General features: G+C 67.2%; 22 protein-coding genes and 1 tRNA gene. 4 read left to right on the top strand and 19 right to left on the bottom strand.

What is annotated here, in order from left to right:
* Positions 1-10: 10 nt before the first annotated feature.
* The 12 genes from nuoK to MHA02_RS16020 form a co-directional block, all read right to left on the bottom strand.
* Positions 11-316 carry an NADH-quinone oxidoreductase subunit NuoK gene (gene nuoK / locus MHA02_RS16075; protein ID WP_147080454.1) on the bottom strand — a complete coding sequence of 102 codons (306 nt, stop codon included), beginning with the start codon at positions 314-316 and terminating at the stop codon, positions 11-13.
* Positions 317-320: 4 nt separating this feature from the next.
* Entirely contained in the window at positions 321-941 is a 621-nt protein-coding gene (locus MHA02_RS16070; protein WP_147080452.1) for an NADH-quinone oxidoreductase subunit J, read from the bottom strand.
* A 121-nt stretch (positions 942-1,062) separates the two neighbouring features.
* On the bottom strand, positions 1,063-1,551 hold the full coding sequence (nuoI, locus tag MHA02_RS16065) for an NADH-quinone oxidoreductase subunit NuoI (protein WP_147080450.1): 489 nt from the start codon (positions 1,549-1,551) through the stop codon (positions 1,063-1,065).
* 13 nt (positions 1,552-1,564) lie between these two features.
* Positions 1,565-2,587: an NADH-quinone oxidoreductase subunit NuoH gene (gene nuoH / locus MHA02_RS16060; RefSeq protein WP_147080447.1), complete on the bottom strand. Its 1,023-nt coding sequence runs from the start codon at positions 2,585-2,587 to the stop codon at positions 1,565-1,567.
* A gap of 7 nt (positions 2,588-2,594) precedes the next feature.
* A complete protein-coding gene (gene nuoG, locus MHA02_RS16055; protein WP_147080445.1) occupies positions 2,595-4,676 on the bottom strand; it encodes an NADH-quinone oxidoreductase subunit NuoG in 2,082 nt (693 codons plus the stop codon).
* 35 nt (positions 4,677-4,711) lie between these two features.
* Positions 4,712-6,013: an NADH-quinone oxidoreductase subunit NuoF gene (nuoF, locus tag MHA02_RS16050; protein WP_147080443.1), complete on the bottom strand. Its 1,302-nt coding sequence runs from the start codon at positions 6,011-6,013 to the stop codon at positions 4,712-4,714.
* Positions 6,014-6,023: 10 nt separating this feature from the next.
* Entirely contained in the window at positions 6,024-7,280 is a 1,257-nt protein-coding gene (gene nuoE / locus MHA02_RS16045) for an NADH-quinone oxidoreductase subunit NuoE (RefSeq protein WP_147080441.1), read from the bottom strand.
* Between the two features lie 18 nt (positions 7,281-7,298).
* A complete protein-coding gene (locus tag MHA02_RS16040; protein WP_147080439.1) occupies positions 7,299-8,489 on the bottom strand; it encodes an NADH-quinone oxidoreductase subunit D in 1,191 nt (396 codons plus the stop codon).
* 4 nt (positions 8,490-8,493) lie between these two features.
* The gene (locus MHA02_RS16035) at positions 8,494-8,922 is read right to left on the bottom strand and encodes a GFA family protein (RefSeq protein ID WP_147080437.1); all 429 of its coding nucleotides are present in this window, start codon (positions 8,920-8,922) and stop codon (positions 8,494-8,496) included.
* Positions 8,923-8,931: 9 nt separating this feature from the next.
* Positions 8,932-9,594 (bottom strand): NADH-quinone oxidoreductase subunit C, encoded by a 663-nt coding sequence (locus tag MHA02_RS16030; RefSeq protein WP_147080435.1) that lies wholly within the window; start codon positions 9,592-9,594, stop codon positions 8,932-8,934.
* 5 nt (positions 9,595-9,599) lie between these two features.
* Positions 9,600-10,187, bottom strand: a complete 588-nt coding sequence (locus MHA02_RS16025) for a NuoB/complex I 20 kDa subunit family protein (protein ID WP_147080433.1) — start codon at positions 10,185-10,187, stop codon at positions 9,600-9,602.
* A gap of 37 nt (positions 10,188-10,224) precedes the next feature.
* Positions 10,225-10,590 carry an NADH-quinone oxidoreductase subunit A gene (locus tag MHA02_RS16020; protein WP_147080431.1) on the bottom strand — a complete coding sequence of 122 codons (366 nt, stop codon included), beginning with the start codon at positions 10,588-10,590 and terminating at the stop codon, positions 10,225-10,227.
* 382 nt (positions 10,591-10,972) lie between these two features.
* Between MHA02_RS16020 and MHA02_RS16015 the strand changes: the two genes are divergently transcribed.
* The 3 genes from MHA02_RS16015 (at position 10,973) to MHA02_RS16005 (ending at position 12,041) form a co-directional block, all read left to right on the top strand.
* Positions 10,973-11,049 (top strand) — tRNA-Asp (locus MHA02_RS16015).
* Between the two features lie 149 nt (positions 11,050-11,198).
* A complete protein-coding gene (locus tag MHA02_RS16010) occupies positions 11,199-11,414 on the top strand; it encodes a hypothetical protein (RefSeq protein ID WP_147080429.1) in 216 nt (71 codons plus the stop codon).
* A gap of 123 nt (positions 11,415-11,537) precedes the next feature.
* Positions 11,538-12,041, top strand: a complete 504-nt coding sequence (locus tag MHA02_RS16005; RefSeq protein WP_147080427.1) for a CAP domain-containing protein — start codon at positions 11,538-11,540, stop codon at positions 12,039-12,041.
* A gap of 85 nt (positions 12,042-12,126) precedes the next feature.
* Here the strand turns inward: MHA02_RS16005 and MHA02_RS16000 are convergent, their stop codons facing one another.
* The 6 genes from MHA02_RS16000 to MHA02_RS15975 all read right to left on the bottom strand — a co-directional run bounded on the left by MHA02_RS16000 (position 12,127) and on the right by MHA02_RS15975 (position 17,189).
* A complete protein-coding gene (locus tag MHA02_RS16000) occupies positions 12,127-12,771 on the bottom strand; it encodes a DedA family protein (RefSeq protein ID WP_147080425.1) in 645 nt (214 codons plus the stop codon).
* A gap of 162 nt (positions 12,772-12,933) precedes the next feature.
* The gene (locus MHA02_RS15995; protein ID WP_170249307.1) at positions 12,934-13,128 is read right to left on the bottom strand and encodes a hypothetical protein; all 195 of its coding nucleotides are present in this window, start codon (positions 13,126-13,128) and stop codon (positions 12,934-12,936) included.
* A gap of 304 nt (positions 13,129-13,432) precedes the next feature.
* Positions 13,433-14,233 carry an ATP12 family chaperone protein gene (locus tag MHA02_RS15990; RefSeq protein ID WP_147080421.1) on the bottom strand — a complete coding sequence of 267 codons (801 nt, stop codon included), beginning with the start codon at positions 14,231-14,233 and terminating at the stop codon, positions 13,433-13,435.
* Between the two features lie 142 nt (positions 14,234-14,375).
* Positions 14,376-15,074 carry an HAD-IA family hydrolase gene (locus MHA02_RS15985; RefSeq protein WP_147080419.1) on the bottom strand — a complete coding sequence of 233 codons (699 nt, stop codon included), beginning with the start codon at positions 15,072-15,074 and terminating at the stop codon, positions 14,376-14,378.
* 19 nt (positions 15,075-15,093) lie between these two features.
* Entirely contained in the window at positions 15,094-15,558 is a 465-nt protein-coding gene (locus MHA02_RS15980; RefSeq protein ID WP_238180219.1) for a serine/threonine protein kinase, read from the bottom strand.
* 164 nt (positions 15,559-15,722) lie between these two features.
* Entirely contained in the window at positions 15,723-17,189 is a 1,467-nt protein-coding gene (locus MHA02_RS15975; RefSeq protein ID WP_147080416.1) for an RluA family pseudouridine synthase, read from the bottom strand.
* A 159-nt stretch (positions 17,190-17,348) separates the two neighbouring features.
* Between MHA02_RS15975 and MHA02_RS15970 the strand changes: the two genes are divergently transcribed.
* On the top strand, positions 17,349-17,810 hold the full coding sequence (locus MHA02_RS15970; protein ID WP_147080414.1) for a VOC family protein: 462 nt from the start codon (positions 17,349-17,351) through the stop codon (positions 17,808-17,810).
* A gap of 3 nt (positions 17,811-17,813) precedes the next feature.
* On the opposite strand, the gene MHA02_RS15965 is transcribed toward MHA02_RS15970, so the two are convergent.
* Entirely contained in the window at positions 17,814-19,094 is a 1,281-nt protein-coding gene (locus MHA02_RS15965) for an Hsp70 family protein (protein WP_147080412.1), read from the bottom strand.
* Positions 19,095-19,124 lie beyond the last annotated feature (30 nt).

Genomic DNA, 19,124 nt, shown 5'->3' with positions numbered 1-19,124 from the left:
CGGGAGCCGGTCAGCCCTTCATCATGCTCACGTCCTCGACGGCGATGGAGCCGCGGTTGCGGAAGAACACCACCAGGATGGCGAGCCCGATCGCGGCCTCGGCCGCGGCCACCGTCAGCACGAACAGGGCGAAGACCTGCCCCGTGATGTCGTCGAGATGGGTGGAGAACGCCACGAGGTTGATGTTCACCGCGAGCAGGATCAGCTCGATCGACATCAGGATCACGATGACGTTCTTGCGGTTGATGAAGATGCCGAGCACGCCGAGCGTGAACAGGATCGCGGCGACGGTAAGGTAATGGCTGAGACCGATCATGGCGCTAGACCTCCACGCCCTGGCGTGAGGGCACCTTCCGGTTCTCGACCGCCATCTCCTGCGTTCGCGCGTTCTGGACGGCGATGTTCTGGCGCTTGACGCCGGGACGATCGCGCAGCGTCAGGACGATGGCGCCGATCATCGCGACGAGGAGCACCAACCCGGCGATCTGAAAGAAGTAGGCGTATTCCGTATAGAGCACGCGGCCCAACGCCTGCGTATTCGTGAGTCCCTCGCTCGCGGCGTTCGAGCCGATCGGCGTGCGCACGATGCCCGGATCGATCGTCCAGGAGCCGACGACCAGGATGAGCTCGATCGCGAAGATCGCGCCGATCAGGCCGCCGATGGGCAGGTATTGCTGGAAGCCCTGGCGGAGCGCAGCGAAGTCGACGTCGAGCATCATCACGACGAACAGGAACAGCACCGCCACCGCGCCGACATAGACGACGACGAGAATCATTGCGAGGAATTCGGCGCCCATCAGCACGAACAGGCCCGCGGCGTTTACGAACGCCAGGATCAGGAACAGCACCGAGGTGACGGGATTACGGGCGGCGATCACCATGAATCCGCTGGCGATCGCGAAGCCTGCGAACAGGTAGAAGAAGGCGGCGGCTGCGGTCATGCGGTGATCAGCGTCAGCCGCTGAAACAGCGGCTCCTTCTGCCTCAGGGCCAGGGGCCGGCGGGAGGCGGCCCGTCTATAGAACTCGGGTGTGCAGGGCACAACAGCGCCCCCGGCGCGTCTCAGCGATAGGGCGCGTCCGCCGCGAGATTCTTCGCGATCTCACGCTCCCAGCGGTCGCCGTTCAGGAGCAGCTTGTCCTTGTCGTAGAGCAGCTCTTCGCGGGTCTCGACGGAGAATTCGAGATTCGGCCCCTCGACGATGGCGTCGACGGGACAAGCCTCCTGGCACATGCCGCAATAGATGCACTTCACCATGTCGATGTCGTAACGGGTCGTGCGCCGCGTGCCGTCGTTGCGGCGCGGGCCCGCCTCGATGGTGATGGCCTGAGCCGGGCAGATCGCCTCGCAGAGCTTGCAGGCGATGCAGCGCTCCTCGCCGTTGGGATAGCGGCGCAGCGCATGCTCCCCGCGGAAGCGCGGGCCGCGATGGCCCATCTCGAAGGGGTAGTTGATCGTGGCCTTCGGCTTGAAGAAGTACTTCATGCCGAGGATCAGCCCCGACACGAACTCCTTGAGCAGCAGGCTCTGGGCGACCTGATCGAGCTTCACGGCGCGATCCTTCTCATGCGCCCGGCGCGAGGCCGGTGAGTTTCAGGACGAACGCGACGACGACGACGGACACGAGCGAAAGCGGGAGGAAGACCTTCCAGCCGAGCCGCATGAGCTGGTCGTAGCGGTAGCGGGGCACGATGGATTTCACCATCGCGATCATGAAGAACAGGAAGCTCGCCTTCAGCGCGAACCAGATCAGGCCCGGCACCCAGGTGAAGGGTGCGAACGGGATCGGCGAGAGCCAGCCGCCGAGGAACAGCACGGTTCCGAGCGCACACATGGTCATGATCGCCACGTACTCGCCGAGCATGAACAGCAGGTAGGGCGTCGAGGAATACTCGACCATGTACCCGGCCACGAGCTCCGATTCGGCCTCAGGCAGATCGAAGGGGGGGCGGTTCGTCTCGGCCAGCGCCGAGATGAAGAACACGATGAACATCGGAAACAGCCAGAGCCAGTACCAGCCCAGGATGCCGAGCGATGTGTCCTGCGCCATGACGATGCGCGAGAGGTTCAGCGAGCCGGCGCAGAGCAGCACGCAGATGATCACGAAGCCGAGCGAGACCTCGTAGGAGATCATCTGCGCGGCCGAGCGCAGCGCGCCGAGGAACGCGTATTTCGAGTTCGAGGCCCAGCCGCCCATGATGACGCCGTAGACGCCGAGCGACGAGATCGCGAAGATGTAGGTGATGCCGACATTGATGTCGGCGATGGCCCAGCCGTCGGCCAGAGGAATCACCGCCCAGCTCGCCAGCGCCAGCGTCGCGAAGACCATCGGCGCGAGCAGGAAGATCGCCTTGTTGGCGCCGGCCGGAATGACCGGCTCCTTCAGCACGAACTTCAGGAGGTCGGCGAAGGACTGGAACAGCCCGAACGGCCCTACGACGTTCGGGCCGCGCCGGAGCTGCACCGCCGCCCAGATCTTGCGGTCGGCGAGCAGCGCATAGGCGATGAAGACGAGCAGTGCCGCGAGCAGCACGAAGCTCTTCAGCGCGAGCAGCAGGACGGTGCCGAGGGTTTCAAGACCGGTCATCGGGTCCTCACTCGGCCGCCTGGAGCACGCGCCCGTGGGCGACGCTCGAACATTCCGCCATCACGCGCGAGGCGCGGGCAATCGGGTTCGTCATGTAGAAGTCGGCGACGGCCGGCCCGAAGGCCTCCCTGCCGAGGCTGCCGCCGAGACCCGCCAGGGTCTCGAGACTCGCCGCGAGGTCGCTCGGCTTCACCGCGTCGATGCCCGCCAGATGCGGATGCGCGGCGTAGAGCGCGCGTCGCAGCGCACCCAACGAGTCATAGGGCAGCCGGTGGCCCAGCACGTCGGACAGAGCGCGCAGGATCGCCCAGTCCTCGCGGGCATCCCCCGGCGGGAAGCCGGCGCGGTTCGTCATCTGCACGCGGCCTTCCGTGTTCACGAAAGTCGCCGATTTTTCCGTGTAGGCCGCGCCCGGCAGGATCACGTCCGCGCGCATGGCACCGCGGTCGCCGTGGGTGCCTTGGTAGACCACGAAGGCGCCAGCTGCGATCTCGACCTCGTCCGCGCCGAGGTTGAAGATCACGTCGAGCGCGCCCGGCGCGATCATACCGGCGACGTCGAGACCGCCCTCCCCCGGCACGAAACCGAGATCGAGCGCGCCGACGCGCGCCGCGGCTGTGTGGAGCACCGCAAAGCCGTTCCAATCGGTTGTGACCGCGCCGATGCCCTTGGCGAGCGACGCTGCCGCCGAAAGCACGGCCGCGCCGTCCGCCCGCGAAAGCGCGGCGCTGCCAACGATGACCAGCGGACGCTCGGCCTTCGACAACACCTCCGAAAAGCTGTGCTTGCCGGCGGCGAGTTCGGAGAGCGTGTCCGTTCCGGCGCCGAGATAGACGTGCGGGTAGGTCAGGTCGGCATCCTCGCCGATCACGCCGACCGCGAGCGGCGCCATACGCCAGCGCTTGCGGATACGGACGTTCAGCAGCGAGGCTTCGAGCCGCGGGTTCGTGCCGATCAGGAGGATCGCATCGGCCTGTTCGATGCCGGGGATGGTCGCGCTCAGCGTGTAGGCCGCGCGTCCCCAGACCGGATCGATTTTTTCGCCGGCCTGCCGGGCATCGATATTCGCCGTTCCAACCGAGCTCATGAGCTGCTTGAGCGCAAAGATCTCCTCGACGCCGGCGAGATCGCCCACGAGCGCACCGATGCGCTTTGGGTCGGCGCCCTTCACCTTGGCGGCAATCGCCGAAAAGGCCTCACCCCAGGAGGCCGGACGCAGGCGGCCGTTCTCGCGCAGGAACGGTCGATCGAGGCGCTGCATGCGTAGGCCGTCAACCACCTGCCGGGTCTTGTCGGAGATCCACTCCTCGTTGATGTCCTCGTTGACCCGCGGCCCGATCTGCATGACCTCGCGGCCGCGCGCATCGACCCGAATCGCCGAGCCGACCGCATCCATCACGTCGATGGAATCGGTCTTGGACAGCTCCCAAGGGCGGAAGTCGTAGCTCTGCGGCTTCGGCACCAAAGCCCCGACCGGGCAGAGGTCGGCGACGTTGCCTTGCAGCTCCGAGCCCATGGCGTTCTCGAGATAGCTGGTGATCTCCATGTCCTCGCCGCGCCCGATCGCGCCGAGATCCGGCACGCCGGCAACTTCGGCCAGGAAGCGCACGCAGCGGGTGCAGTGGATGCAGCGGTTCATCGCCGTACGCACCAGCGGGCCGATGTATTTCTCTTCGACCGCGCGCTTGTTCTCCTGATAGCGCGTCGAGTCGACCCCGTAGGCCATCGCCTGATCCTGCAGGTCGCAATGGCCGCCCTGGTCGCAGATCGGGCAATCGAGCGGGTGGTTGATGAGGAGGAACTCCATCACCCCCTCCCGCGCCTTCTTCGTGGTTCCGGATCGTGTCAGCACCTCCGGCGGCTCGCCGTTCGGGCCGGGGCGACAATCCTTCACCGCATAGGCGCACGAGGCCACGGGCTTCGGCGCACCCTTCAGCTCGACGAGGCACATCCGGCAATTGCCGGCGATCGACAGCCGTTCGTGGAAGCAGAAGCGCGGGATCTCCGCGCCCGCGATCTCGCAGGCCTGCAGTAGGGTGTAATCGGCCGGAACATCGACCTCGATGCCGTCGACGAGAAGTTTGGTCATCGGCTCATCTCAGGATTTCGCGCTGCCATCACCGTTCACTCCGCCGCCATCGGGATGGCATCGGAATGCGGGTTGGCGCTGTACTGGGCGATGCGCTTCTCGATCTCGGGGCGGAAATGCCGGATCAGGCCCTGCACCGGCCACGCCGCGGCGTCGCCGAGCGCGCAGATCGTGTGCCCCTCGATCTGCTTGGTGACCTCCAGCAGCATGTCGATCTCACGGCGCTGTGCGCGGCCTTGCGCCATGCGGGTCAGCACGCGCCACATCCAGCCGGTCCCCTCGCGGCAGGGCGTGCACTGACCGCAGCTCTCGTGCTTGTAGAAGTAGGAGATGCGCGCGATCGCCGAGACGATGTCGGTGGAGCGGTCGAGCACGATCACCGCCGCCGTGCCGAGGCCTGAGCCGAGGTTCTTGAGCGTGTCGAAATCCATCTTGGCGTCGATGATCTGCTCGGCCGGCACCAGCGGCACCGAAGAACCGCCGGGGATGGAACACAGGAGGTTGTCCCAGCCGCCGCGCATGCCGCCGCAATGCTTGTCGACGAGTTCGCGGAAGGTGATGCCCATCACCTCCTCGACGTTGCAGGGTTTGTTCACATGACCCGACACGCAGAACAGCTTCGTGCCGGTGTTGTTCTTGCCGCCCAGGCCCGCAAACCACGCGCCGCCGCGACGCAGAATGGTACCGGCCACCGCGATCGACTCGACGTTGTTCACCGTCGTGGGACAGCCGTAGAGGCCCATATTTGCCGGGAACGGCGGCTTCAGCCGCGGCATCCCCTTCTTGCCCTCGAGGCTCTCCAGCAGCGCCGTCTCCTCGCCGCAGATATACGCGCCGGCGCCGTGGTGGACGTAGATGTCGAAGGGGTAGCCGTGGACGTTGTCCTTGCCGACGAGCTTGGCCGCGTAGGCCTCGTCGACCGCGCGCTGCAGCGCGTGCTTCTCGGCAACGTATTCACCGCGGATGTAGATGTAGCAGGCATGCGCCGCCATCGCGAAGGAGGCGATCAGGCAGCCCTCGATCAGGAGGTGCGGATCGTGCCGCATGATCTCTCGGTCCTTGCAGGTGCCGGGCTCCGATTCGTCGGCATTGACGACGAGATAGTGCGGCCGCCCGTCCGACTTCTTCGGCATGAACGACCACTTCAGGCCGGTCGGGAAGCCGGCGCCACCGCGGCCGCGCAGGCCGGAGCCCTTCATCTCGTCGATGACCCAGTCCCGACCCATGTCGAGCAGGAACTTGGTGCCGTCCCAAGCGCCGCGCTTCTGCGCCGCGTCGAGATCGGGCGAGTGCAGGCCGTAGAGGTTGGTGAAGATGCGATCCTGATCGGCGAGCATGGTTTGCTCCTCAGCCCTTCTTCGCAGCGAGCGAGGCCGCCTGGCCGACCCAGTTCTCGCGGTCGATCCGGCCCGGGAAGGCGAGATAGGCGCCGACCCAGGCGACCTCCTCGGCCGACCAGGCTGCAACCTGATCGAAGTGCCAGATGCCGAGATCGTTCAGCCGGCGATGGTTGACCGGACCTATACCCTTGATCAGCGTCAGGTCGTCCGGCCGATCGTCGCGTGCGGCAGAGCGCCCTTCCGGCCGGGTGCCGGCAGCGTCGGCACGCTTTTCGGGGTCCTGCTCTTCGGAAACCGCATCGTCCGCGCCGGACGCGACCGGCTGCTGCGGCGGTTCTGTGCGAAGGACGCGATCCTCTTCGACAGCCTTCGCATCGGCAGCAGCGATCTCGGCCGGCTTCGCGGCCGACGTCTCGCCAGTCGCCACATCGGCATAGCCCTTCGGCTCCTTGCCGTCGGCGGCGTGCTGAGCCGGCGCGTCGGAGGCCGGACGTTCGGTGGCGCGGCCGGCATCGGGATGCGCGGGCTTGGGCTCGGATCTGGCGCGGCTCTCGGTCGAGGCGGCCTCGTCCTTCTTGGTCGCTTCCTCGCCCGAATCCGCACCGTCATGCGTCTGCTCGAAGCGCTTGCGCCACGCACCGACGCGCGAGCCATCGAACAACGTCGCGTCCGTTAGCGTGGCCACAGAGTCCTTCGGCTCGGACGAGGTCCGGCCGGTCTGCGAGCCGATCTTGACCGGGCGGCCGGCGGCGAGGTCATCGAGGAGCGTGTTCAAACTCTCGGGCGTCAGGTCCTCGTAATAGTCCTGATTGATCTGGACCATCGGCGCGTTGCAGCAAGCGCCGAGGCACTCGACTTCCAGCCAGGAGAAATTACCGTCCGCCGAGACGTGGCCGGCCGGCCCAAGGCGCTCCTGCAGGGAGGCTTTGAGTTCACGCGCGCCGCAGGCATCGCACGGCACCGTGCCGCAGAGCTGGATCCAGAATCGGCCGACCGGCTCGAGCGCGAACATCGTGTAGAAGGTCGCGACCTCGAGCACGCGGATATGCGGCATGCCGAGCTGGTCGGCGACCGCCTCGATCGCCTTCTGCGGCAGCCAGCCGCCATTCTGCTCCTGCGCCTTCCACAGCAGCGGAATCACGGCCGAGGCCTGCCGGCCCTCCGGGTATTTTTCGATCTGGCCCTGAGCCCAGGCAGCATTCTCCTCGGAGAACGCGAAGTCCCGGGGCTGCTCGGTGGCGGGGGCTAGCCTGCGGTTCGCCATTGTCTTCTGGCTATCCTCTCAGCGGTCCACTTCGCCGAACACAATGTCCAGCGTGCCGAGCACGCAGGACACGTCGGCGAGCAGGTGGCCCCGGCACATCCAGTCCATGGCCTGCAGGTGGGCGAAACCCGGTGCGCGGATCTTGCAGCGGTAGGGCTTGTTGGTGCCGTCCGAGACCAGATAGACGCCGAACTCGCCCTTGGGCGCCTCGACGGCCGCATAGACCTCGCCGGCCGGCACGTGAAATCCCTCGGTGTAGAGCTTGAAGTGGTGGATGAGCGCTTCCATCGAGCGCTTCATCTCGCGCCGCGGCGGCGGTGCGAACTTGCCATCGAGGGAGGCGATCGGCCCCTGCCCCGCCGGCTCGCGCAGCTTGCGAACGCACTGCTTCATGATCTTCACCGATTCCCGCATCTCCTCCATGCGGATGACCTGGCGGTCGTAGGTGTCGCCGTTCTTCCCCACCGGAATGTCGAATTCCATCTCCTCGTAGCACTCGTAGGGCTGCGACTTGCGCAGATCCCACGGGATGCCGGAGCCGCGCACCATCACGCCGGAAAAACCCCAGGCCATGGCCTCGTCCTGGGTGACGATGCCGATGTCGACGTTGCGCTGCTTGAAGATGCGGTTCGACATGACGAGGTCGTCGAGATCCTGAACGACCTTCAGGAACGGGTCGCAGAACGCCTCGATGTCGTCGATCAATGCCGGCGGCAGGTCCTGGTGGACGCCACCGGGCCGGAAATAATTGGCATGCAGTCGAGCACCGGACGCGCGCTCGTAGAAGATCATCAGCTTCTCGCGCTCCTCGAAGCCCCAGAGTGGGGGGGTGAGCGCGCCGACGTCCATGGCCTGCGTGGTGACGTTGAGGAGGTGCGAGAGCAGCCGCCCGATCTCGCAGAACAGCACGCGGATCAGCTGAGCCCGGCGCGGCACGGTGATGCCGGCGAGTTTTTCGATCGCCAGGCAGAAGGCGTGCTCCTGGTTCATCGGCGAGACGTAGTCGAGCCGATCGAAATAGGGCGTCGCCTGCAGGTAGGTCTTGTGCTCGATCAGTTTCTCGGTGCCGCGGTGAAGCAGCCCGATATGCGGATCGACGCGCTCCACGACCTCGCCGTCGAGTTCCAGCACGAGGCGCAGCACACCGTGCGCGGCCGGGTGCTGCGGACCGAAGTTGATCGCGAAGTTGCGAATGTTGTGTTCGGTCATCCGGTCAGCCCGCGATATCGGGAAATTCGGCGTAGATCTCCGCAGAGGTCTTCTTCTGCGTCGGGTTCGCGAAGCTGTAGTTCGGCGGCTTGTGGTCGATGAAGATCTCGCTGGCGAAGCGGAAGCGCGCCGGATCGTCGAAAGCCTGAGCGGCGACCGTCAGCAGACTGCCGTCCCGCATCCGCCAGAACAGGGACGTACCGCAGGTCTTGCAGAACCCGCGCTCGGCATGACCGGACGAACCGTAGATGCCCAGCGCGCCGTCTTCCTCGATGGCCATGTCGGGCTCGCACTCCACCGTCATCCAGGCCCCGCCCGACCAGCGCCGGCACGATATGCAATGGCAGACGTCCATGGCGTCGTGCTTCGGCTGCGCCGTGAAGCGCACCGCACCACAGAGACAACATCCTGGCAGAGACTGAGCATCCGGCATGGCGTCACCTCACTTCGAGGTCTTCTCGTCGCCGGGGAGGACGTAGTCCGTGCCTTCCCAGGGCGAGAGGAAGTCGAAGTTGCGGAACTCCTGCACGAGCTTGACGGGCTCGTAGACCACGCGCGCCTCATCCTGGTCGTAACGGACCTCGACGAAGCCGGTGAGCGGAAAGTCCTTGCGGAGGGGATGCCCCTCGAAGCCGTAATCGGTCAGCAGCCGGCGCAGGTCGGGATGGCCCGAAAACAGGATGCCGTAGAGGTCGTAGGTCTCGCGCTCGAACCAGTTGGCGGCGGGAAACACCGAGATCACGGACGGCACCGGCGTGACCTCGTCGGTCAGCACCTTCAGGCGGATGCGCGCGTTATGGCGCAGGCTGAGCAGGTGGTAGACGACGTCGAACCGCTTTGCGCGCTCGGGATAATCCGCGCCGCAGATGTCGATGAAGCAGCGGAAGGCGCAGGCCGGGTCGTCGCGCAGGTAGGTCAGTGCGTAGACGATGTCCGAGGCCTGCACGGTCAGTGTCAGCTCGCCGTGGGCGATCTTCGTCGACGTGACGGCCGGCCCGAGCGCGCCGGTGACACGCTCGGCCAGGGCGTTGAGTGCCGCTTCGCCCTGCGGGACCTCGATGGTCGATCGTAGCGTGATGCCGTTGGTGGTGATGGCCTCGCTCATGCCGCTCACCGCTCGATCGTGCCGAGGCGACGGATCTTCTTCTGCAGGAGCAGAACGCCGTACAGAAGCGCCTCGGCCGTGGGGGGGCAGCCCGGCACGTAGATGTCGACCGGCACTACCCGGTCGCAGCCGCGGACCACCGAATACGAATAGTGGTAGTAGCCGCCGCCGTTGGCGCAGGAGCCCATCGAGATGACGTAGCGCGGCTCCGGCATCTGGTCGTAGACCTTGCGCAGAGCCGGAGCCATCTTGTTGGTCAGCGTGCCGGCGACGATCATCACGTCGGATTGCCGCGGCGAGCCGCGCGGCGCGAAACCGAAGCGCTCGCAATCGTAGCGCGGCATCGACATCTGCATCATCTCGACGGCGCAGCAGGCAAGCCCGAAAGTCATCCACATCAGCGAGCCGGTGCGCGCCCAGTTGATGAGCTCGTCCGCGCTCGTGACGAGGAAGCCGCGATCGGCCAGCTCGTCGTTGATCGAGAGGAAGGTCGGATCGTTCGCGCCGACGGGCCGGCCGGTGTTGGGATCGATGATCCCTTTCGGCTGCGGCGCGACCTGCGGGACGCGATCGAATGTCGGAGTCAGGGCCATCAGTGCCTCTGAGCGTGATGAGGGGGCAACCGGTCGCTCAATCCCATTCGAGCGCACCCTTCCGCCATTCGTAGACGAATCCGACGGTGAGCACGCCGAGGAAGATCATCATCGACCAGAACCCAAACCAGCCGAGCTCCCCGAACGTGATCGCCCAGGGAAACAGGAAGGCGACTTCCAAGTCGAAGATGATGAACAGGATCGCGACGAGATAGAAGCGCACGTCGAACTTCATGCGCGCATCGTCGAACGCATTGAAGCCGCATTCGTAGGCCGAAAGCTTTTCGGGATCCGGGCTCGAGTAGGCGACCAGAAACGGGGCCACAAGGAGCGCGGCGGCGATGAACAGCGAGACGCCGATGAAGACGATGAGCGGCAGATAATCCGCCAACAGGCCCGTCACGCGACACCTCCGAGTCCCGGTGGATACCGACCGCGCTCACCTCCGCGAGGACGCGGCGCCTGGAATTCATCCAATGCCAGTGTGAGCACGGCGGAGGCTTAGACGAGCCCCCCCGGTGAAACAAGGGCATTGCGCGTCGCACAATCGGCGGTGCCAGGACCGTAGATGGCGTGCTTCGCGGCCAGATCAGTATGGCCGATCCGCACACGGCCAGAGGTTGGGCTGACCCTTCGACGGCTGCCCATCGACCGGCTATGCATGGCCGGCGAAGCGCCGCGTGAAAAACTCCGGCACGCACGGCATCGGATCGGCTTGACAGCAACGGCCACCCGCCCCTAAACCCCGGCCGTCGCCGAGCGGAACACGCACCGGCGGCCAGAACGCGGGCGTAGCTCAGTTGGTTAGAGTGCCGGCCTGTCACGCCGGAGGTCGCGGGTTCGAGCCCCGTCGCCCGCGCCAGAGACTTTTCCAATTCTCAACGCCGATTGACAGCCAGCGTCCCGATGTCGGGGTCGACGTCGGACTTCTTCTGCCTAAACTTATCCTCTTGCGCGAATATCGGAGCCGGCTTGCTGAACCGTCTTGCGCTTCGAGCGGGGGTTGCGCGGATGAGCGGCGTCTTCTTTCTGTATTTCACGGCCTGCGTTTCGAGCGCGCCCGATACCTGTGAGACCCAGCGTCTCCCGCTGGAGGTGGCCGACGCCGAAAGCTGCCTCGTCGTCGCCCAACCGAACCTCGCGCGTTGGGTCGAGGGCCATCCGACCTACCGGATCACGGCTTGGCGCTGTGGTTCGCCGCCGCGCGGAGCGAGCACCCGTATCTGAAGCCGTGACCGCGCCGTCACACCGGGCTCCGAACTCGTAACGATCGCAGCCCCGCGCCCTGCTTTCGCCTTACCGCCCCCGAACAGCCTGCGCATCGATCCAACCCGATCCGTGCAAGCTGTCATGCCCAAATCGAGAACCGCCCGCTCCCTCATCACGGCAGCGATCCTCACCGGCCTGGCTCTCGGCGGCTGCGGCAGCGGCACCCCGCTGCTCGACGGCGTCGGCCCGACCAGCGACGTAATCCTCGACGCGGGAGCCGCTGCGGCAGCGATTTCGCGATATCGCGCCCAGCACGGCCTCGGCCCTGTCGCGATCGATTCCCGTCTGATCAAGGCCGCGTCCTACGAAGCCGCAGCCAATGCGCGGGCCGGGCTGTTGAGCCACGATCATGGCGGTAGCTTCGAGACACGGATGGCGAGCGCCGGATTCGGCCGGAAATACACCGCAGAGAATCTCAGCGCCGGCTCGGAGACCTTCGATCAGGTGCTCGGCCGTTGGAAGGCCTCGTCGGCCCACAACAGCAATATGCTGATGCCTCAGGCTCGACGCATCGGCATCGCCCGCGTCGATGCGCCGGGCAGCCGCTACAAGCGCTACTGGGCGCTGGTGCTCGCCGGCGACTGACGCAGCAGCGAAACAACCCATACGAAAAGGCCCCGCCGCATTCCCTGCGGCGGGGCCTTTTCGTCGTGGCTTGCAGGCTAGCGGATCAAACCGTCAGCGGGCCAGGGATCGCCTCTTCGGCCTTGATCAGCAGGCGCTGCTCGTGACGCTTCATGAACAGCCACAGGGCGAGGCCGCCGAAGATCACGAAGGCGAGAAGCGCGAGGCCGACCGGGCCGACGATGTGCTCGATCGAGCGACCACAATAATAGGCGCCGAAGCCCATGATCGCGGCCCAGGCGACGCCCCCGAGTCCGTTGAAGATCATGAAGCGGCGGGCGTCGAGCTTGTTCACGCCGGCGAGCACCGCCGCGTAGGCGCGCAGCATCGCGGTGAAGCGGCCGAAGAACACGATCTTTCCGCCGTGCTCGCGAAACAGGTACTGGCCGAGCTTGAGCCGGCCGTGGTCGAGGGCGATGAGATGCCCGTGCTTGAGCAGCAGCGGCATGCCCCAGCGCCGACCGACCCAGTAGCCCAGGTTGTCGCCGAGAATGGCGGCAGCGGCGGCGGCGGCCACGATGACGACGATGCTGAGGTTGCCAGTGCTGCCGGCATAGACGGCCGAGGAGATCAGGATGGTCTCGCCCGGCAGCGGCACACCGGCACTCTCCAGCATGATCACGACGAAGATCGCGAGATACCCGTAGGAGGCGATGAGCTCCGTCACCGGCAACTCGTGGAGGAAGGACATGCCAGACAACTCTGCGGTTTCGGTGCCCGCACTCTCCCGATGAACGTGGCCGTTCCGGGGCACAGATCAGGCGTCACCTGGCACAGGTCGCGATGGCACAGCCTCGTAGCAACCACCGCCGCTACGCGAAACGCTTTTGCCGACCCTCCTGCGTTCCGCAGGTCAACCGGCGGCCACGGCCTCGGTCGGCGCGTCCGCGGAGTCGATCACGCAAGGCTGAAGCGAGCCGTCGTCGCCGGGGCGGGGCGCGAGCATGACGGGCGGGAACAGCTCGGCGATGGCTTCTGCGACCCCGTAGAGCATGGGGTTGGAGCGCGGCCCGAGATCCGGCGGCAGGAGGTGGAGTGTATCGATCATCATCGGGGCTCTCAGGAGCGTATGGTTACGCTTTCCTTCCGACGGATAAGTCGCGGCCGTCGTGCGAGTTGCATCGAGGGGCTGCGTGAAGTGCGTGAAATCACGTATTTCTGCACTCGATTGAAAACGCGAAGACATCGAACCGGGGGCGGCGGCGGAACGTTGTCCGATATTCAGAGGAGGCGTCCATGGCTCCCGGGACCGAGACCGTCGATCGTTCGGGCGACGTCAGCAGCCTGACACTGCTGGGACTTGCCGTCGTAGGTGCCCTGCTGACCGTCGGTGCCTATTGGATCTTCGGGAGCTAAGCCAGGAACGCAGTTTCCGCCGCGGCCTCGAATTCCGCTTTTCTCGCCATCAGACGCGCTTCCGCCTCGGAATCGCCGCCCCATACGCTCGCCTGAAACGTCTCGTCGACATGGCCGGCAGCCCAACCCTCCTGCGGTGTCAGCCGGCCATGCAGGACTGCGAGTGCAATCAGCAGCGAGCCGGTGAGCGTCGTCATCGTGTGGAGTGCAGCCAGCCGGAACGGGCTCTCGACCTTGCCGATTTCGGCGCGCAAGGCCGCAAGCGTAGCGTCCGGTTGCTCCACATGCATCACGCCCTCGGATAGAATCAGACGCGCGCCGAAGGCGTCTCGCGCCCAATCGACGATCGGATCCCAGGCCGCGCTCTGCGCAGCGACCAGCCGCGGCGGGTCACCGGCGCGATAGGCCACGAGATCCGTGCCGGCATAGGCTCCGAGATCGTCGGCGACCGCCTCCCGCCGGTCGGCAACGCCGTCGATGGCCGAGTTGGCGAGCCGGGTCAGCGGCATCCTGGACGGATCGATCACGCCGACCTGCCCCTGCCATTCGGCCACGACGCGCTCGGCGAGGGCACGGGTCGGCAGCACCAGGAGATGCCGTGCCGGGGTACGAGCCGGCCGCCCGTCGAGCGTCAGACGGAAGCCTCCCTCGACCGCGTCGACACCGGCTTGCTCATAGAAGCGCTTCGGCAGGACGGGCTTGCCGTGGCCTCGGGCAGCGGCGCGTGGATCGGGCCGCGGCGTCTCGCCCGGCTCGCCGAGCCAGTCCCGGGCAACGTCGTCTTTCGGATCGGTCATGGCTGGCCCATAGGCGATCGAAGCCGGTTTCGGAAAGGTGCCCCGCGGCTTTCCGGCGGAAAGCCGCGACACCACAAGACGCTTGGCAGGCGAGGCATCGATCTGCCGACGCGCGTTCACCGGATCGTTCGGCACCGAGCCCTCAGCGCGTACCGATCTGGTCGGCGACGGACCGTGCGGACGCTTCGAGGGGGCCCGCGAACAGGTCGGCGAGCGTGGCGGCGCTCTCCACCACCGTGACGGCGCCGGCGCCGAACAGAGCGCCCGGCGGATGATAGCCCCAGCCAACGCCGATCGCAGCCGCGCCCGCGCTCACCGCCATCATCATGTCATAGGTGGTGTCGCCGATCATCACCGTGCGGGCCGGGCTAGTGTCGGCCTCCGCCATGGCGAGGTGCAGCATGGTCGGGTCGGGCTTCGAGGGCGCGTCGTCGGCGGTCTGGGTCGTCGTGAACCAGCCTTGCCAGCCGTGCTTGTCGATGAGATGGTCGACCCCGCGGCGCGACTTTCCCGTGGCGATGCCGAGCCGGACATCCGCGCGGCCATGCAGCGCTTCGACGAGTTCGCCCATGCCAGGAAACAACGGTTCTTCGTAGGCCGGGTCGATCCGCAGAGCCTGGAACGCCCGGCGATAGCTTTCCGACAGCCCGGCGATCGGCCCGGCCTCGCCCACCAGCCGGCGAAACGCCTCTGGCAGCGACAGGCCCACCACGGACAGGGCTTCTTTGCGGTTCGGCGCGATCAGCCCGTGCTCCTTGAACGCGCGGGACTGCGCCTCGACGATGAGGTGTTGGCTGTCGACGAGCGTCCCGTCGACGTCGAAGACGACGAGCGTCACCACGGCAGAGGGGCGCCCGCTCTCATGGCCGCTTCGCCGGCTGAAGCGGCTGCGGCGTAGCACCCTTGGCCGGGGGCTGGGTCTGCGCCGGGTTGGCCTTCGCCGGTTGCTGCGGAGGCTGCGGCTGGACGGTCTGCGTCGGCACCTGAGCCGGCCGCCGGCGCTCGTAACCGAGCTTGCACCGGATCAGGAAGCGGCGGCGGGCGCCACCGCGCAGGTTGCGGTTGTGCGATTCACGGTTGCAACTTGCGTAGGAGCGGCGGCGCTTCTCAGCCGCCCGGATACTGGCCGGCACGGTGCTGCGTCCGGCGGTGGAAGGCGCAGCCGGTGCCGCCGCCGCAGGAGCGCCAGGAGCCGCTTGAGCGGGCGCAGCCTGAGGCTGAACGGCCGGCGGCGCGCTCTGCCCGCGCGCTAGCACCGCCGCGCCGGAGCCCGCTACGCCGAGAAGGCCGGCGAAGGCGAGGCACATCAACGTCACGACCCTCATCGATCCAGGCTCTTCCGGTGTCGGTGACCACAGGCGCCGTTAGCTTGCGCGAGCGGCCGGCAGGCCGCCGCATCGCTACGGGTCGTACTCAGCTCAAGAATAAGCCGCAGGTCGCCTTTGCCAAGGCGCAAGCCGGGTCGAGGCTGCGTCACACGGCCCCTTCCTCAGCTTTCAGGCGCCTCGACGATCGGATCGTAGTGGCCGGTCTCGAAGCCGAGGAGGTTCCAGCTCTGCGCCATGTGCGGCGGCAGTGGGGCGCTGACGTCGATGGGCACGCCGGTGCGCGGATGCGAGATCACGATGCGGCGGGCGAGGAGATGCAATCGGTTCTGGATGCCGCCGGGCAGCTCCCAATTCTCGACGTCGAAATATTTCGGGTCGCCGACGATCGGGTGGCCGATATGGGCGGCGTGGGCGCGCAGCTGGTGCGTCCGTCCCGTCACGGGCTTGAGCGAGAGCCATGCAAGCTTCTGGGCCGCCTGGTCGACCACGGCATAGTAGGTCAGCGCGTGGGTCGCGCCGTCGTCGCCGTGCTTGACCACCTTCATGCGGGCATCCGCATCTGTGGGCTCGTCCTTGGCGAGATAGGTCGAGACGCGGCCCTGCCGGGTACGCGGCACACCGGCAGCGAGCGCCCAGTAGATCTTTCGCGCGGAACGCGAGCGGAAGCTCTTGGCCAGCGTCGCCGCCGCGAGGCGCGTCTTGGCCACGATCAGGCAGCCGGCCGTATCTTTGTCGAGCCGGTGGACGAGGCGCGGCTTCTGGCCATGCTTGTCGGTCAGCGCCTCGAGCATGCCGTCGACATGGCGCACCGTGCCCGAGCCGCCCTGCACGGCGAGCCCGAACGGCTTGTTCAGGATCATCATGTCCGCGTCCTCGTAGAGGATCAGCGAACGCAGGAACTCGGCGTCGTCCGCCTCGCGGGCCGGATTGCGCGGGCGCTCGGTCGGCTGGTCGAGCTTGAGCGGCGGAATTCGCACGCTCATGCCGGGTGCGAGCCGGTCGTTCGGCTTCACCCGCTTGCCGTCGACCCGGAGCTCGCCCTTGCGGACGATGGTCTGGACGCGGGTGAAGGGCAGCTGCGGAAACCGCGTGGTCAGGAAGCGGTCGATCCGCATCCCGTCCTCGTCAGCCTCGACGGTCAAGGTCTGGACGCCGGAGGCGAGAGTCGCCGAGGCCGCCGCTCGCTGCTCGCGGCGCGTCGGCCCCTCGACCGGAGGCGCAGCCGGACGGCGGGTCGCGTCGGCGCTCCGGCGCGGCGCTGGATCGGCAAAGGTGCCGGGGCCGGCTTTCGCCGGGGGCCGTGGCGCGAACGCGCGCGGCTGCGCCGGAGCGGGCTTTGCGAACCCCGATGGCGGCTTGGAGGACGCCGCCGCGGGCTGGGACGACGCCGCCGCGGACTTGGGCAGCGCCGCCGCAGGCTTGGCGCCGTCGGAGGCCGCGTCCCAGGGCGAGCGCTCGGCGGCATCCCCGCCGCGATTGCTCGCGGCGCGGCGGGCCGCGTCGAGGGCCGTGGTGCGTGGGCCGGTACCGGCGCGTTCGGGCCATGCGCCATGGCGCGGGCCGCGATTGCCCGCGCCCCTGCCAGCACCTTTGCCAGCGCCGCCGCGTTGTGGAGGTCTTCCCGTCATCGCTCGCTGCTAGCACCCCGCCGCCGGTGCGGAAAGCGATCCGAGCGGCTTGTCTGAGACGATGCGAGCGCAGACCACGTTCAAAATCGTGTCGATCCGTGTCGGATCCTGCCGATTCCCAGCGTCCTTGGCGGAAGGCCAACCCAACGGAGACCCGCCATGCCGACCATCACGCCGTTCCTGTGGTTCGACTCTCAGGCCGAAGAGGCGATCGCCTTCTATCGCTCGGTCTTCGCCAACTCGAAGGGCGGACCGATGCAGATGATCGGCGATGGAGCCGAGCGGCGGATGCTCAGCGGCTCCTGGGAACTCGAGGGGCAGCCGTTCATGGCGATCAACGGCGGCCCGCACTTCCAGTTTACGGAGGCCGTTTCGTTCATGGTCACGTGCGCGGATCAGGCCGAGGTGGACGATCTGTGGGAGAAGCTGCTCGACGGCGGCAAGGCCTCACGATGCGGCTGGCTGAAGGATCGCTTCGGCCTGTCTTGGCAGATCATCCCGGGCGGGATGTTCGCGCTGTTCAACGATCCCGACCGCGCCGCCGCAAAGCGCGCGATGGACGCGATGATGGGCATGGTGAAGCTCGACCTCGCCGAACTCCAGCGCGCCCATGCCGGCTGACGTTCAGCCCGCGGCGGCGCGCGCCAGGGCTCTGACCGGCCCGAACTGACGCGCCGCCTCGATCGCCAGCCCGACGCCGACCGAGCCGAAGGTGTCGCCGTCGACAACCCGCGCCTCGGGCACGCAGGCGCAGAGCGCCGCGCGGACATGCGGCAGCCCGGTCGAACCACCGGTCAGGAAGATCGCGTCGATGGCGTCGGCCGCGAGCCCGGCCTGGGCCAGGCAGCGTCCGATCCGCTCGGCGACGCGCTCCGATAGCGCAGCGGTCTGCCCAGCGAGGTTCCGGCGGTCGACCGGGACGGCGAGACCCCGCTCGACCCAATCAAGGTCGATGCGGCCGTCGTCGCTGTCGGAGGCCGCGATCTTCGCTGCCTCCACCGCCATGGCCAGTGCATGGCCGCGCTCGGCCTCGACCACCGTGCGCAGGCGGTCGATCAGCTCGGGTCGGGCCGCATCGCGCGAGACCTCCTCGAGCTCGCGAAACACCTTGCGGTCGTAGAGCCGATTGATGCTCGACCAGGTAGCCAGGTCGTGGAAATAGCCGTTCGGCACGAGGAGATCGGCGCGCTTCATCGGGCTGCCGAGCCCCATCAGCGGCATCACCGTACCGAGGCTGAGCCGGCGATCGAAATCCGTGCCGCCGATGCGCACGCCGTCATTGGCGAGGATGTCCCCGGCCCGCTCCGTGCGGCGGTGCCGCTCGGGCGAGAGTCGGACGATGGAAAAGTCCGAGGTGCCGCCGCCGATATCGGCGATCAGCGCGATTTCCTCGTGCGCGACCGATTGCTCGTAGTCGAGCGCCGCCGCGATCGGCTCGTACTGGAAGCGAACATGGCGAAAGCCGACCTCGCCGGCGATGGCGCGGAGGGTCTCCTCAGCCTTGCGGTCGCCGGCCTCGTCGCCGTCGACGAAGTGTACGGGACGGCCGTGAACGACCGTGTCGAGCTCGATCCCGCCGGCAGCCTCCGCCCGTGCCTTCACCGCGGCGAGATAGCGGGCGATGACCTCGCGGAAACGCAGGCGCTCGCGCCCGACCGGCGTGCTCTCCTCGATCAGGCTCGAGCCGAGCACCGACTTCAGGCTGCGCATCAGCCGGCCCGGCTCGCCCTCGACATAGGCCGAGATCGCCGCGCGCCCGATCACGGCGTCATGCCCCGGCCGGAAGAAGATTGCGCTCGGGATCGTGCGGTGCTCCCCCTCCAGGGGCAGCAGCGAGGGCCGCCCCGCCGTGGCGAGGCCGAGGGTGGTGTTGGAGGTACCGAAATCGAGGCCGCAGGCCGCCATGCGCGAAGGTCTCCGGCCGTTTCTACGTGA

The organism is Methylobacterium haplocladii (assembly GCF_007992175.1).
GTDB lineage: Bacteria > Pseudomonadota > Alphaproteobacteria > Rhizobiales > Beijerinckiaceae > Methylobacterium > Methylobacterium haplocladii.
Note: the sequence above shows the minus strand (reverse complement) of the source record. Positions and strands in the feature narration are given on the sequence as shown.